At 54.5% G+C, this 12,433-nt stretch carries 13 protein-coding genes; 6 read left to right on the top strand and 7 right to left on the bottom strand.

The window, feature by feature from the left end; translation table 11 throughout:
- Positions 1-60: 60 nt before the first annotated feature.
- Both EBC_RS13010 and EBC_RS13005 read right to left on the bottom strand, forming a co-directional pair.
- On the bottom strand, positions 61-1,209 hold the full coding sequence (locus EBC_RS13010) for a lactonase family protein (protein ID WP_013202259.1): 1,149 nt from the start codon (positions 1,207-1,209) through the stop codon (positions 61-63).
- A 56-nt stretch (positions 1,210-1,265) separates the two neighbouring features.
- Positions 1,266-2,579: an MFS transporter gene (locus EBC_RS13005; RefSeq protein ID WP_013202258.1), complete on the bottom strand. Its 1,314-nt coding sequence runs from the start codon at positions 2,577-2,579 to the stop codon at positions 1,266-1,268.
- A gap of 237 nt (positions 2,580-2,816) precedes the next feature.
- Here EBC_RS13005 and EBC_RS13000 point away from each other — a divergent pair, with 237 nt between their 5' ends.
- Positions 2,817-3,854, top strand: coding sequence for a LacI family DNA-binding transcriptional regulator (locus tag EBC_RS13000; protein ID WP_013202257.1), 1,038 nt, complete (start codon positions 2,817-2,819; stop codon positions 3,852-3,854).
- Between the two features lie 7 nt (positions 3,855-3,861).
- Here the strand turns inward: EBC_RS13000 and EBC_RS12995 are convergent, their stop codons facing one another.
- The gene (locus EBC_RS12995) at positions 3,862-4,563 is read right to left on the bottom strand and encodes a molybdate ABC transporter substrate-binding protein (RefSeq protein WP_013202256.1); all 702 of its coding nucleotides are present in this window, start codon (positions 4,561-4,563) and stop codon (positions 3,862-3,864) included.
- An 18-nt stretch (positions 4,564-4,581) separates the two neighbouring features.
- On the bottom strand, positions 4,582-5,823 hold the full coding sequence (locus tag EBC_RS12990) for an alpha-hydroxy acid oxidase (RefSeq protein ID WP_013202255.1): 1,242 nt from the start codon (positions 5,821-5,823) through the stop codon (positions 4,582-4,584).
- Between the two features lie 228 nt (positions 5,824-6,051).
- Here EBC_RS12990 and EBC_RS12985 point away from each other — a divergent pair, with 228 nt between their 5' ends.
- Positions 6,052-6,720 carry an aspartate/glutamate racemase family protein gene (locus EBC_RS12985; protein ID WP_013202254.1) on the top strand — a complete coding sequence of 223 codons (669 nt, stop codon included), beginning with the start codon at positions 6,052-6,054 and terminating at the stop codon, positions 6,718-6,720.
- Between the two features lie 11 nt (positions 6,721-6,731).
- Here the strand turns inward: EBC_RS12985 and EBC_RS12980 are convergent, their stop codons facing one another.
- Positions 6,732-7,211 (bottom strand): MarR family winged helix-turn-helix transcriptional regulator, encoded by a 480-nt coding sequence (locus EBC_RS12980; RefSeq protein WP_013202253.1) that lies wholly within the window; start codon positions 7,209-7,211, stop codon positions 6,732-6,734.
- Between the two features lie 64 nt (positions 7,212-7,275).
- Here EBC_RS12980 and EBC_RS12975 point away from each other — a divergent pair, with 64 nt between their 5' ends.
- Positions 7,276-8,229 carry a quinone oxidoreductase family protein gene (locus tag EBC_RS12975; RefSeq protein WP_013202252.1) on the top strand — a complete coding sequence of 318 codons (954 nt, stop codon included), beginning with the start codon at positions 7,276-7,278 and terminating at the stop codon, positions 8,227-8,229.
- A gap of 73 nt (positions 8,230-8,302) precedes the next feature.
- Here EBC_RS12975 and uilS read toward each other — a convergent pair whose 3' ends face one another.
- Positions 8,303-9,163, bottom strand: a complete 861-nt coding sequence (gene uilS / locus EBC_RS12970) for a UilS family quorum-quenching N-acyl-homoserine lactonase (protein ID WP_013202251.1) — start codon at positions 9,161-9,163, stop codon at positions 8,303-8,305.
- A gap of 487 nt (positions 9,164-9,650) precedes the next feature.
- Entirely contained in the window at positions 9,651-10,319 is a 669-nt protein-coding gene (locus EBC_RS12960) for an SDR family oxidoreductase (RefSeq protein ID WP_013202249.1), read from the bottom strand.
- Between the two features lie 176 nt (positions 10,320-10,495).
- Here EBC_RS12960 and acuI point away from each other — a divergent pair, with 176 nt between their 5' ends.
- The 3 genes from acuI to EBC_RS25775 all read left to right on the top strand — a co-directional run bounded on the left by acuI (position 10,496) and on the right by EBC_RS25775 (position 12,408).
- On the top strand, positions 10,496-11,479 hold the full coding sequence (gene acuI / locus EBC_RS12955; RefSeq protein WP_013202248.1) for an acrylyl-CoA reductase (NADPH): 984 nt from the start codon (positions 10,496-10,498) through the stop codon (positions 11,477-11,479).
- A 509-nt stretch (positions 11,480-11,988) separates the two neighbouring features.
- Positions 11,989-12,156 carry a hypothetical protein gene (locus EBC_RS25780; protein ID WP_013202247.1) on the top strand — a complete coding sequence of 56 codons (168 nt, stop codon included), beginning with the start codon at positions 11,989-11,991 and terminating at the stop codon, positions 12,154-12,156.
- 93 nt (positions 12,157-12,249) lie between these two features.
- Positions 12,250-12,408: a hypothetical protein gene (locus tag EBC_RS25775; protein ID WP_013202246.1), complete on the top strand. Its 159-nt coding sequence runs from the start codon at positions 12,250-12,252 to the stop codon at positions 12,406-12,408.
- Positions 12,409-12,433 lie beyond the last annotated feature (25 nt).

Here is a 12,433-nt window from a genome sequence, read left to right as displayed (position 1 = left end):
GACTCCAGTTAGTGCAGACGCAGCCCGGCCAGAAACAGCGCGCCGGGCCCCAATGAATGTTTATTGTTCGACCATGGTCACCCAGTTGGCGCCTTTGCCGGTCGGATAGCGCCCGACCAGCGTCAGCGCACCGGTTGCTCCATTGATGGTGTACAGCGAAAGCTGGGTGGATTTCTGCCCCGACTCGATCAGGAAGCGCCCGGTTTTATCGATGGCAAACCCGCGAGGCTGCTGCTCGGTCTTGATGCTGGTGAGATAGCTCAAATGCCCGTTTTCAGCATCAACGGAGAAGGATGACAAGGTGCTGCTGGTGCGCTCGGTCGAGTAGAGATAGCGGCCATCCGGCGTCAGGTGCAGGTCGGCCTGCCAGATGCGCGGTTTATGCGATGGCGGCAGGTCGTCATCACCGGTTAACGGACGCGCTTCGCCACGCTGCAGCTCTTCTTTTGGAGACACCGAGCTAACGTCTTCCACCGGCGTCGCGGTGCCATCCTTATTCAGCGTCAGGCGGGTAATGTTGCCCGCCATCTCGGTCAGGATGTACATATTCTGCTTACCTTGCCGGTCCCGCTTCGGCGCGAGGACAAAGTGGCGCGGGCCGGTGGCGGCTTCGCTCTGAATATTGATAAACGGCGGCGTGTTTGGCGTGACGTGGCCGGTTGCCGCATCAAAATGGTACTGAAGCAGCTGGTCAGCGCCCAACAGCGTGACGTACAGATAATGATTGGTCGGGTCGACCTGAATGGCATGGGCGCGCTTACCGGTATGCACCACCTGCACCGGCTTAGCCTCGACCAGGCCGTTGCTCTGGATGCGGTTGATGCTGAACAGATCGCCACCGTAAGAGGCGCTCAGCAGATAGTGCCCGGTTTTATCCATCGACAGATAGGCCATGCTTTCCGGCAGCGGCGACTGTCCCGCTTTGATCAGCTTGCCGTCCGGCTGGATATCGAACACCACCACGCTGTAAGGTTTGCTGCGCACCGAGACATAGAGCTTTTTCTTATCCGGGGAAACCACGGAAGACATCGCTTTACTGCCCACCGGGAAGGTTCCGGTCGGCAGCAGTTTCATCTGCTGTTTATCCAGCTGATAGCCGGTTACCGTGCCGCTGTCGGCATTGGAAACATACAGCAGGCTTTCCGCCTGAGCGCCTGCACTGACCGCCATCATTGAGACCAGTGCGCCTGCATAAATAGTGCGTTTCATGATCAATCCTTGCCTTTGTAGGGGAGAGCGAAGCCGCCGTCGTTAGAGTTATGGGATCAGGCCTGACGGTCGGCAGGGATAGCGTTAGTCACCTCGGGCTTTTTTTTCAGCTCGAGCGGCTCAACCTTGCCCATGATGAACAGGAAGTTAAAGGCGCCGAACAGGCAAATCCCACCGGCAACCAGCAACGGGATGACAAAGGAGCCGTGGCTCAGCGTCAGCATCAAACCGGTGAAGGACGCGGTGACGATGCCCGCCAGATTGCCGGCAAAGTTCTGGATGCCGCCGAGGGTGCCCACGTACCCGGAGCTTGGCGCCACATCGGCCGGTAAGGTCCAGATATTGGCGGCGGTAAAGGCCAGTCCGGCATAGGTCAGCGAGAACAAGGTGAGGATCACCGCAATGCTGTCGGTAAAGGCGGCAAAGGCGATCACCGATGACAGCAACATGCCGGCAATCAGACAGGTTTTACGCGCGGTGGTCAGCGAGTAGCCTTTGCGGTACATCCAGTCGGAGGCCAGGCCACCCAGCAGGCTGCCGGGGATCCCCATCAGCGCAGGGATCGCGCCCAGCGTACCCAGCTCCTTCAGGGAGAAGCCGTGCGCCATGGTCAGATAGGTCGGGAACCAGGTGACGAAGAAGTAGGTGGCGAAGTTCATGCAGAAGAAGCCGATCATCATTCCCCACACCGTTCTGTAACGGAACAGGGCGCCGATGTGCACTTTTTCGCTCTTGTCGACCACATGCACGCTACGATCTTCCAGCAGATTCTGGCGCTCCTGCTCGTCCAGACCTTTCATCTCTTCCGGTTCGCGGTAGAACGCCAGCCAGACGCCGACCCAAATCAGCCCCAGCGCACCGGTAACGATAAACGAGGTTTCCCAGTTCCAGGTGCTGATCAGCCAGGCCACCAGCGGCAGGGCGATGGCGCTGCCCGCACGCGGACCGGCATCGAAGATCCCGCTGGCGGTGGCGCGTTCCTTTTTAGCAAACCAGGAGTAGACCACTTTTGCGCAGCCCGGATAGCCACCGGATTCACCGAGGCCGAGCATCAGGCGTGAGGCGAAAATTGAGGTGAAGCCTTTACCAAAGGCGGTAAACACGGTGAACAGTGACCACCAGCCCACGGCAATCGCCAGGCCGGTACGGGCACCCACGCGGTCAATCAGACGACCAGCCGGGATTTGCATCAGGGCATAGGTCCAGAAAAAAGCCCCGAGGATCAGACCCATACTGGTGTCATCCAGCCCCAAATCCGCTTTAATGTGAGGTGCCGCGATGGCCAGGTTAATGCGGTCTATATAGTTGATGGCGATGGCGAGGAAACAAAACGCGATCATCAGCCAGCGGACCCGTGGGTATCTACGCATGGTGAATTCCTTTATTATCTCGGTGCTTTTAAGGGCGAGGCCGGTGTCAGAGGAGGGTGCTCCGGCACGGCTCGTTGTTATCATTTGGTGAAACCAGACGCTATATTTGATAATATGATGTTAAAAGTAAGCGATTACAAAAATCAGTCAAGCTAAAAGTAAGCGCTTTCAAAATGAATCTTTGCCTGTCTGCTAACTTTGTGGACGACGTCACTAATTTCAGCCTGGAGTCCGATCATGTCCGATAAGCCTTTACCTCCGTCGAGGGTTTCACTGGAAGATGTTGCGCTGCGTTCGGGGGTCTCCACGGCGACCGTTTCCAGGGTGCTGAACGGCAGCACCACCGTCAGGCAGTCGCGCCGCGAGGCGGTCGAGCAGGCATGTGAAGAGCTGGGCTATGTGATCAACCGGGCCGCACGAACGCTGGCTTCGCGCCGCAGTATGACCATCGGCGCCGTGGTGCCGACGCTGGCAACAGAGACGTTTTCCCGCCCGCTGGCGACCTTCCAGCAGCAGATCCACCAGTCGGGTTATACGATGCTGCTGGCGAATTCTGACTTCGATCCGGACACCGAGCTGAAGGAAGTGAACAAGCTGGTGGAGTACGGCATTGATGCGCTGATGCTGGTGGGGAATTCGCACCATCCTAAGTTGTGGGATCGGATCACTCAGCAGAATATTCCCTGTATTCAGACTTTCTCGGTCGACCAGCGCTATCCCAGCGTGGGCTATGACAACGAGCTGGCGGCGGGCGAGCTAACCGCCCATCTTCTGGCGCTGGGGCATAAAAATTTCGGCGTGATTGTTGGTACGCCGCCGTCAAACGACCGCGTTTCCGATCGGATCACCGGAACGCGTCAGGCGCTGACGGCGGCGGGCCTGAGCCTGGACGATCGCAATCTGTTTAACCGCGCGTTTTCAATGAACGATGCGCGTCTGGCGATGTTCCAGCTGCTGGATAGCCCCAATCCGCCAACGGCGGTGATTTGCGGTAACGATTTGCTGGCGTTTGGCGCGATGCGGGCGGCAGGCGAGCGCTATTTGCGCATCCCCAACGATATTTCGATCACCGGCTTTAATGACTATGAATACTCCGAACATCTGGAGCATCCGCTGACCACCATGCGGGTCGAGCTGGATGAGATTGGCGTGCGCGCCGCTGAGTTTTTGCTGGCAGAACTAAACGGCGAGACCGGCGTGCGACAGACGATATTGAAACCGGAATTGATTGTACGCGGCAGCACTGGCTCGGCGCCCCGCGTGGTAAGCAAGTAACGTTCGGCTAGTTACGCCACTGTAATCCAAAACCTTCAAACGCCTTGCGGGCCGCCCCGGTCCGCAGGCTGTTCAGCAACAGTGCAGCACCCTCTGGATTGGCGGCATCGGTAAACACCCCGCCGGAAAACGACAGCACCTTTTCAGCGCCAGCCGGCAGCGGTCCAATCACCCTGATGCCTTTCACCATCAACAGCTCGCTGATTTGCTGCACGGCGATATCCGCTTTGCCTTCCAGTAACAGGCTGGCGGTAAAGCCTTCCGGTATAGTGGTCGCTTTCGCGTTCACCTGCTGTTCTATCCCCAGGGTTTTCAGCAGCGTCTGGAAATAAAGCCCGCTGGCACCAGCCAGCGAATAGCCCACCGAGCGTGCATTCAGCAGCGCCGTTTTCAGCGCCTCGACGCTGCTGATGTCTGGCACCCTGGCATCGGGCAGCATCGCCAGGCCCACCTGAGAATCCACCAGTTCTACCCGACTGGCGGGCACAATCCGGCCGTCGGCGATCAGCTTGTCCATCGCCGGTGCGGTCACAATGGTGGCATCGGCCCGTTCGCCGCGGGCCACCTTCTCCTCAATCACCGTGGTCGGGTTCCAGTCAATCAGCAGCGGTTTATCAGGATGCTGTCGTTCCCACTCAGCCTGCAGTTCAACAAAGGGTGCGCGGATTGCCAGCACGTTGAACAGGCGGATCGGAAGTGCAGAAGTCATGGTCAATTTCCTTACAGGTCAGGGCATACGACGGAGGTAGCTGCTGTCCAGCTCGCCGGGGGTGCGCACGCCGATAAGCGCCAGGTCACGGTCAATTTCATCGCGCAGGATATGCATCGCATGTTCGACGCACGCCTGGCCGCCAATCACTGCGCCATACAGGAACGGTCTGCCAAGAAACACAAAGTCTGCACCGAGCGCCATCGCTTTCATCACGTCGGTACCGCGACGAATACCGCTGTCGATAATCACCTTCATCGCGCCTTTTTTCGCGGCAATTTCTTCCAGCGAATAGAGCGGTGGGAAGGTGTAATCCAGCTGACGACCGCCATGGTTGGAGAGGATCACCGCATCCGCGCCGAGGTCACGAGCGATAAAGGCATCTTCTGGCGACATCAGGCCCTTAACCACCAGATTACCGCGCCATTTTTTACGGATTGCTTCGACGTTTTTCCAGTTCAGCTTGTCCCGCGCCTGGGTATTTCGCACTTTACTCGACATCATCGGTGGCCCGCGCTCGGCATCCGTATTTTCAAAGTGCGGCGCGCCGTGGCGCAAAAAGGTTTGCGCCACGGTTCCCAGCAGCCAGCGTGGGCTCATGGCGCTTTCGAACGCCACTTTTGGCGTGATTTTAATCGGCATGCTGAAGCCGCTGCGGGTGTTGTGTTCACGGTTACCCAACATCGGCGTATCACCGGTGACGACCAGCGTTTTATAGCCTGCAGCGGCAACCCGATCGACCAGACGATCGATGCGCGGCTGATCGCCGGCCAGATAGGCCTGGAACCAGGCATCGGGGTTGGCCGCATGAACATCTTCCAGCTTCACCAGCGAAGACGCGCTGAGGATCATCGGCACATTCATCTCGCGGGCGGCTTTCGCTAACGCCACGTCCGCCTGATAGGCGACAAACGACGCGCCGCCCAACGGCGCCACGCCAAAAGGGTGCTGATACGTATGGCCGAACAGGGTGGTGCGCTGGTCGCGTCCGGAGACGTCGCGGAACATGCGGGGCAGGAAGGCATAACGCTGATACGCCTCAAAGTTGCCGGCGATGCCCCGGCCAGTTTCCACGCCACCGGCGACATACTGGTAGATCATATTTGGTAAACGGCGGCGGGCGTGGCGCTCAAAGTCATCCAGCGCCAGCAGATCGCGGAAGTGGCGCGGCAGTTTTTTTACCGCCGGGTTGCTGTCAGCCTTTGCCGGACTGGCGGCAGCGACATTGGGTAAAGATGAAGAGTTGGCAGGTGATGTCATAAGGCGTTCTCACACTCCGTCAGTAGCGTCCCGGCAGACAGGAGGAACCTGCCTTGCCGGAGTGGAATTTATTTTGTAAGCGCTATCAATTCTGGTCAATACTCACTAACATTTCAATAACACCTTATCGCTAACCGCGTGCTTTTATGTGATCCACTTCACTTTACAGAAACATTTGTAAGCCCTTACATTAGTATCACGCTTACGAATGCCAACCCGGAGTCAGTCATGACCACACGAATTGTATTACTGCATGCCACACCCGTTGCCATGGAGCCGATCCATACGGCTTTCAAAGAAGAGTGGCCAGAAGCCGAGCTGATAAACCTGCTCGACGATGGCCTGTCTTTGGATCGTTCCAGAGCGTCGGATCTGAGTGAATCCATGATTGAACGCTTTGTCCGCCTGGGCCAGTACGGCTATGACATGCAGGCCGACGGAATTTTGATTACCTGTTCGGCATTTGGTCCGGCTATCGACAGGCTGGCAGACAGCGTGCCGATCCCGGTGCTGAAGCCCAATGAAGCGATGTTTCATGAAGCGGTGGCGCAGGGGAAAAAGATTGGCATGCTGGCCACCTTCGGCCCGTCAGTTGAGACCATGACCGAAGAGTTTAATGACTATGTCGCTGAACATGGTTCATCAGCGACGCTGACCACGCTGCTGGTGGCGGATGCCATCGATCTGATGAAAAAAGGGGATGCGGAAGGGCATAACCGGCTGGTGGCGGCCCGAGCCAACGAGCTGGCTCACTGTGATGTGATTATGCTGGCGCACTTCTCCACATCACGCGCCGCGGCGGACGTCCGTGCACAGGTGACGGTGCCGGTACTGACCGCGCCGCATGCGGCGGTGAAAAGAATGAAGGCCAGCGTGCTGGCGCAACACAACCGGTAAACGGGGGCCGGTCAGGCAATCTTGCTCTTCAACGCCGTGGCGTACTTGCTCATCAGCCTGACCAGCTGTTCAACATCTTCTTCCTGCCAGCTGGCGAAGATCTCCTTCGCCATTCTTTCCCTCGCCGCATCAACATGATCGGTCATGGTTTTGCCTTTAGGCGTGATAACCGCTTCTCGGACCCGACGATCGGCTTCGCTGGGGCGACGCTCTACCAGTTCACTGTTCTCTAACTTGGCCACCTGGCGACTGACGGTGGTGTAATCGCGCCCAACCCGTTCCGCCAGTTCCACCACGCCAATTGGCCCAAAGCGTTCAATTCCCACCAGTAACGGGAACAGGGCGCGTTCCAGATTGATCCCGGCTTCTTTAATCAGCACCTCATCGCCCTGTGGGCGGTTGATCACCGCGACAATTTCCAGTATCGCCCGATGCAGCTTATGCAACTGCTGGCTGATATGTGTATTTTGCACATTATTGCTTGACGACATACGACCTCCAATTTAATGTGTGCATTATACACCTAATTATTCATGCACCGACAGAGGGAAATTCATGAAAGCAGCCATAGTAACAAAAGCAGGGCAGTTACCGGTTTACGGGGACTTTGCAGAACCGGTCGCCACGGACAATGCTCAAAGGATCGTGGTGAAAGCCGCGGCGTTGAGTCATCTGGTAAAAAATCGCGCGTCAGGCAACCATTACAGCGCCAGCGGGCAATACCCGTTTATCGCCGGTATTGATGGCGTGGGTATTCAGGACGATGGGCAGCGGGTCTATTTTATCAAGCCGGTAGCGCCTTACGGCAGCATGGCAGAGCAGACCTTAGTGCCGGCCGCTCAGTGCATCGCGCTGGCGGATGATCTGGACGACATAACTGCGGCCGCGATTGCCAATCCCGGAATGTCTTCCTGGGCGGCATTAACGGAACGGGCGCAGCTGCAGATCGGCGAAACGGTGCTGATCAATGGCGCAACCGGCATATCGGGCAAGCTGGCGGTGCAGATTGCCCGCTATCTCGGGGCCAAAAAGATTATCGCTACCGGACGCAATCCCGCCGTGTTGGAGCAACTGATGCTGTTAGGGGCAGATGTGGTGATCCCGCTGACGCAGGAAGAGGAAGCGTTAAACGCACAGTTCGGCGAACAGTTTGCGCAGGGTGTCGATGTGGTGATCGATTATCTGTGGGGCAAGTCCGCCGGGCATTTGCTGACATCCGCCGCAAAAATGGCGGAAGACGGCAAGCCAGTGCGCTTTGTGCAGGTCGGGTCAATGAGCGGCAATGAGATCACCTTATCCAGCGCAATTCTGCGCTCAAAGGCAATCGCCCTGATGGGCAGCGGATTGGGCAGCGTGTCCGATCGGGGATTACTGCGTACGTTGAAAGGATTGCTGAAAGCCGCCGTACCGGCTGGATTCCAGCTCGCCACCAACCCAGTGACGTTGTCACGCGTAGCGGAGGTCTGGGAAGCGGATGACAGCGCTGCACGCACGGTGTTTACGGTTTAACGTTGGGCTTCAAATTGCGATACGTTTTCAACGCGGCGGGTGATGTTCATCCCGCCGTGCGATTTCAGCGGTATTACAGGTGGGTTTTAAAACATGAGGTTTGAACGTCGATTACCTGCTTAAAGTGCTCGCCGGTATAGATGTCGTAATGACGGGCATCGGCTTGCTCATATAACCTTTTTTCTTTAGCACCGACCGCTTCAAACAACGCGCGCCCCTGCTCAGGTGGATTAACCCGGTCCTCGCCGGCGATAACTACCAGCGTCGGGCAGGTGACCTGTGCCGCATTCAGGGCAGGTTTATACAGCAGGGTTTCTCGTACGGTAAGAAAGGGTATTTTGATATCCATCCTGGGATACTGCGACCTGTTTTCTTCAAAGAAAGCTTTTGACTCATCATCACTCAAAACGCGGTTAACGCTAACAAACATCTCTTTTCCGGTAATCTTCTGCTTTTCAGCCATCTTATTCAGGGTTAACAGAAACGCCTCTTTATCTGAGTCATTCATTTTTCCTGTAACGATCTCTTCTCCATCCGCAAAGGCCAGCTGGCTGACAATGCATTTTATGGCCGGTTCTCTGGCTGCGGCGCCAAATACATGACAGCCACCAAATGATGTTCCCCACAGGCCAATACGCTGTGCGTCCAGCGAGGGCTGCGCTTTGGCCCAATTCACAACAGCAATAATATCGTCAATCTGCATGGCGGGTACCAGACGTCCGCGTTCACCATCGCTATCGCCGAAACCGCGATAGTCGAAGGTAATGGTCGCGAATCCGGCGCGGGTAAATGCTTCTGCAAAATCAGGCAGTAAAATATCCCGGATACCGCAGAAGCCATGGCACAGAATAATCACTGGATGGTTGTGGGTGTTCGCAGGAGAGCGAAGCGTCAGGAGAATGCCGTCAGAAAGCGTGTGTGTAGAAGTTTCCATTACAAACTATCCTTATAGAATTAACGTGAGCGAAGCGCCACTATGACAGGTGTTAACCGGCCAACGCAGCGAGCAGAATAATTATTACGAAAGCACCCAAAATAATATAGGCAAAGCTGATTAGAGAGAAGTAATAGACGATAAATGTTGCGATAAAAAATGTTAATAACAGGGGGGTGATAATCAGACTTAAAAATCTTATTATGGCCACAAACCATTTTATGAAATCATTATTCATTTTTTTCTAAATCCCTTAGTGACTATCTCCATTACTCGAAAGAGTATTGCGTTTTTAAACCGATACCCGCTTCTCAGCCCTTGTCATAAAAAACGCAACGGTATCTTAACCCAGATTAAGACCCAGGAAAAATCCAGGAGTTCAAATTAAACGTGATGGTTTGCAATGCCGAAGTTATTAAACTTCGGCATTACAAACCAATAACATTACGAATGGAAAGAAAAATGATTACTCAGAAAACATCATTGGCTACCAGCTAAGCTGCTTGCCGGCGTAATCAATATATTGATGGCCGCCTTTGCCTGACCAGAGTTCAAGCTGTTCGACGATACCGCTGGTGCTCTCATTAACGGTCAGGGTAGCGTTTTCACCGCCCATATCCGTTTGCACCCAGCCCGGATGAACATTTAACAGCGTCTGGCCGGTGCTCAGTTTGGCCGCTAACGTGCGGGACAGCATATTCAGCGCCATCTTGCTGGCGGAATAGAGCGGGTAGGTCGCGCTGGTATTTTCGTTCAGGCTGGCTAACTGAGAGGTCATCAACGCCAGTACGCCGGTTGAGGAGAGCAGCGGCTGTAATTCCATGCCGCAGCGCACCGGGGAGATGGCGTTAGTCAGGAACAGTGCGGCCAGCTCATCATCTTTGGCCTGTTCGATATCCTGATGATCCGGCCCAAATACACCGGCGTTGACGAAGATCAGGTCAAAGCTTTGCTCTTCAATGGCATTCTTCAGCGTCTGCCGTTGGGTGGGCTCGTTGATATCAGCGGTCAGCCAGTAAATGCCTGAATCGGAAAGGGGGGCGTTATTTCGGGTGGTGGCCGTCACTTTCCAGCCGCGCTGCGCCAGGGTGTTGGCCAGACCCAGCCCAATGCCGCGTGAAGCACCGATAATCAGCGCCTGTTTTGAGGTTTCCATATGCTTTCCCTTTAGTGAAGAAAAAAAACCGGTGCCCCAACTGTAGCAGATCGGGGTAGCATTCAGTGACTGGCAGCGGATAATGCAGAACAGTCTTGTTTATTCATCACTTTCTGGCAGGCCTGGCCTGCTGTGTTTTCTGATTAAAACAGACCCACGGTCTGAAAGGAGTCAGTATGTTTAAAGCACTTATGGTCCGTAAAGATGACGAAGGCCATCGGGCACGCATCGAAAACCTTGAGCTGTCGGCTTTTCCGGCGGGTGACGTGGTGGTTGACGTTGAATACTCCTCGCTGAATTACAAAGACGCGTTAGCCATCACCGGGCGCGGCCCAATCCTTAAATCCTTCCCGATGGTGCCGGGTATTGATCTTGCCGGCACGGTTAGTGAAAGCGACAGCGCGGATTTCAAACCGGGCGATAAGGTGCTGCTGACCGGCTGGGGCGTCGGCGAAAGCAGCTGGGGTGGCCTGGCGCAGAAAGCAAAAGTCGCCAGCCAGCATCTGGTGCTGCTGCCATCTTCTTTATCGACGCAACAGGCGATGTCGATTGGCACCGCAGGTTTCACTGCCATGCTGTGTGTGGAGGCGCTGGAAGCCTGTGGCATCACTCCCGAGCAAGGTCCGGTGCTGGTAACCGGCGCGTTGGGTGGCGTGGGCAGTTTTGCCATCAGCCTGCTTGCGGCGCTGGGCTACACCGTTGAAGCCTCGACCGGGCGTGTTGAGGAAAATGACTGGCTGCTGAAATCGCTGGGGGCCTCTGCGGTCATCAACCGCGATGAGCTGAACGCGCCCGGCAAGCCGCTGCAAAAATCCCGCTGGAACGCGGCGGTGGACACCGTTGGCAGCCATACGCTGAGTAACGTTTGTGCCAGCCTGAATTACGGCGGCGCGGTTGCCGCCTGCGGCATGGCTCAGGGGATGGATCTGCCTGCCAGCGTCGCGCCTTTTATCCTGCGTGCCGTGACGTTGAAAGGCGTCGACAGCGTACGCTATCCGGCTGAGCGTCGCGCAGCCGTCTGGCAAAGGCTGGCGTCTTTACTGTCACCAGAACAACTGCCCGGTCTTGCCGGTGTTTGTAGGCTGGACGAGGTGGCGGAGAGAGCCGTTGAGCTGCTGGACGGAAAGGTGCGCGGCAGACTGGTGGTGGATTGCCGCTAAAAAAATAAGGCAACATATATAAAAATGCCCTGGATGGCGATCCCGGGCAGATATCAATAATCTATGGGCAATTAGCCTTTAACTTCCATTTTTCTCGACATCCAAATCCTCCGAGTGAATCGCCGTATATAGCTGACTGGCTAATCTCCCCCCTTTATCCTGCCCGATCGTAATCTGAGTAATTATCTTTTACCAAAATAATGGATGAAATAAGCCAGATCATCACCCGTTAAATCAAAATGAGTTATCTCCAAGTCGGCGACCGAAAGAAACACCTCAGGGATGTGGTTAGGGCGGGAGAAGATAACTTATTGATTTAGGTACATTGTTCTCATGAAATTTTCATGAAACTCTCATAAAAAAATCATTCGGATTTTAAATATCATAAATTTCTCATTAATGGATTTTGCCATGGATTTTTTCATTTGAGTACATTAAATTCTCTACAAGAAATGAGTTCGCTACTGATTAATCATCAGTCCAAATTGATAAAATTAGAGGATAGCAATATGAACCCTATCTATTTCATAACGGCTCAAACGTGCACCATCATCAGCCGGTTAGCGCCGAAGGTTAATGAGAATGATCAACGGTTGTCTGAACTTTTAGAAAAAAACTTCGATGATGTATATGCGGTTATCGAGAAAAAACTTACTGAAAAGCTGAATGCAAAATAAAGGAGGTATTACTTTCATTTTTTACATGATGAGGTTAATAGAAGCCTTTAAATAACCACGTTTTTTAAAAACCAACCACTACTGGAGATTATTATGGAACAAATTAACGCAGAGACCAATGAGATTTTAGAGTGCAATCTTGAAGAATTCGGTAATGTAGAAGACTCATTAGAGTCAGTCAAGCATCATCAGGAAAACTTCATGTGTACCGAACTGGGTTGTTGTAGCATCATTACTTCAACGCTTTATTAATTGTTGAAATTAAATGGGGTTGATT

This window comes from Erwinia billingiae Eb661 (assembly GCF_000196615.1).
Lineage (GTDB): Bacteria > Pseudomonadota > Gammaproteobacteria > Enterobacterales > Enterobacteriaceae > Erwinia > Erwinia billingiae.
Note: the sequence above shows the minus strand (reverse complement) of the source record. Positions and strands in the feature narration are given on the sequence as shown.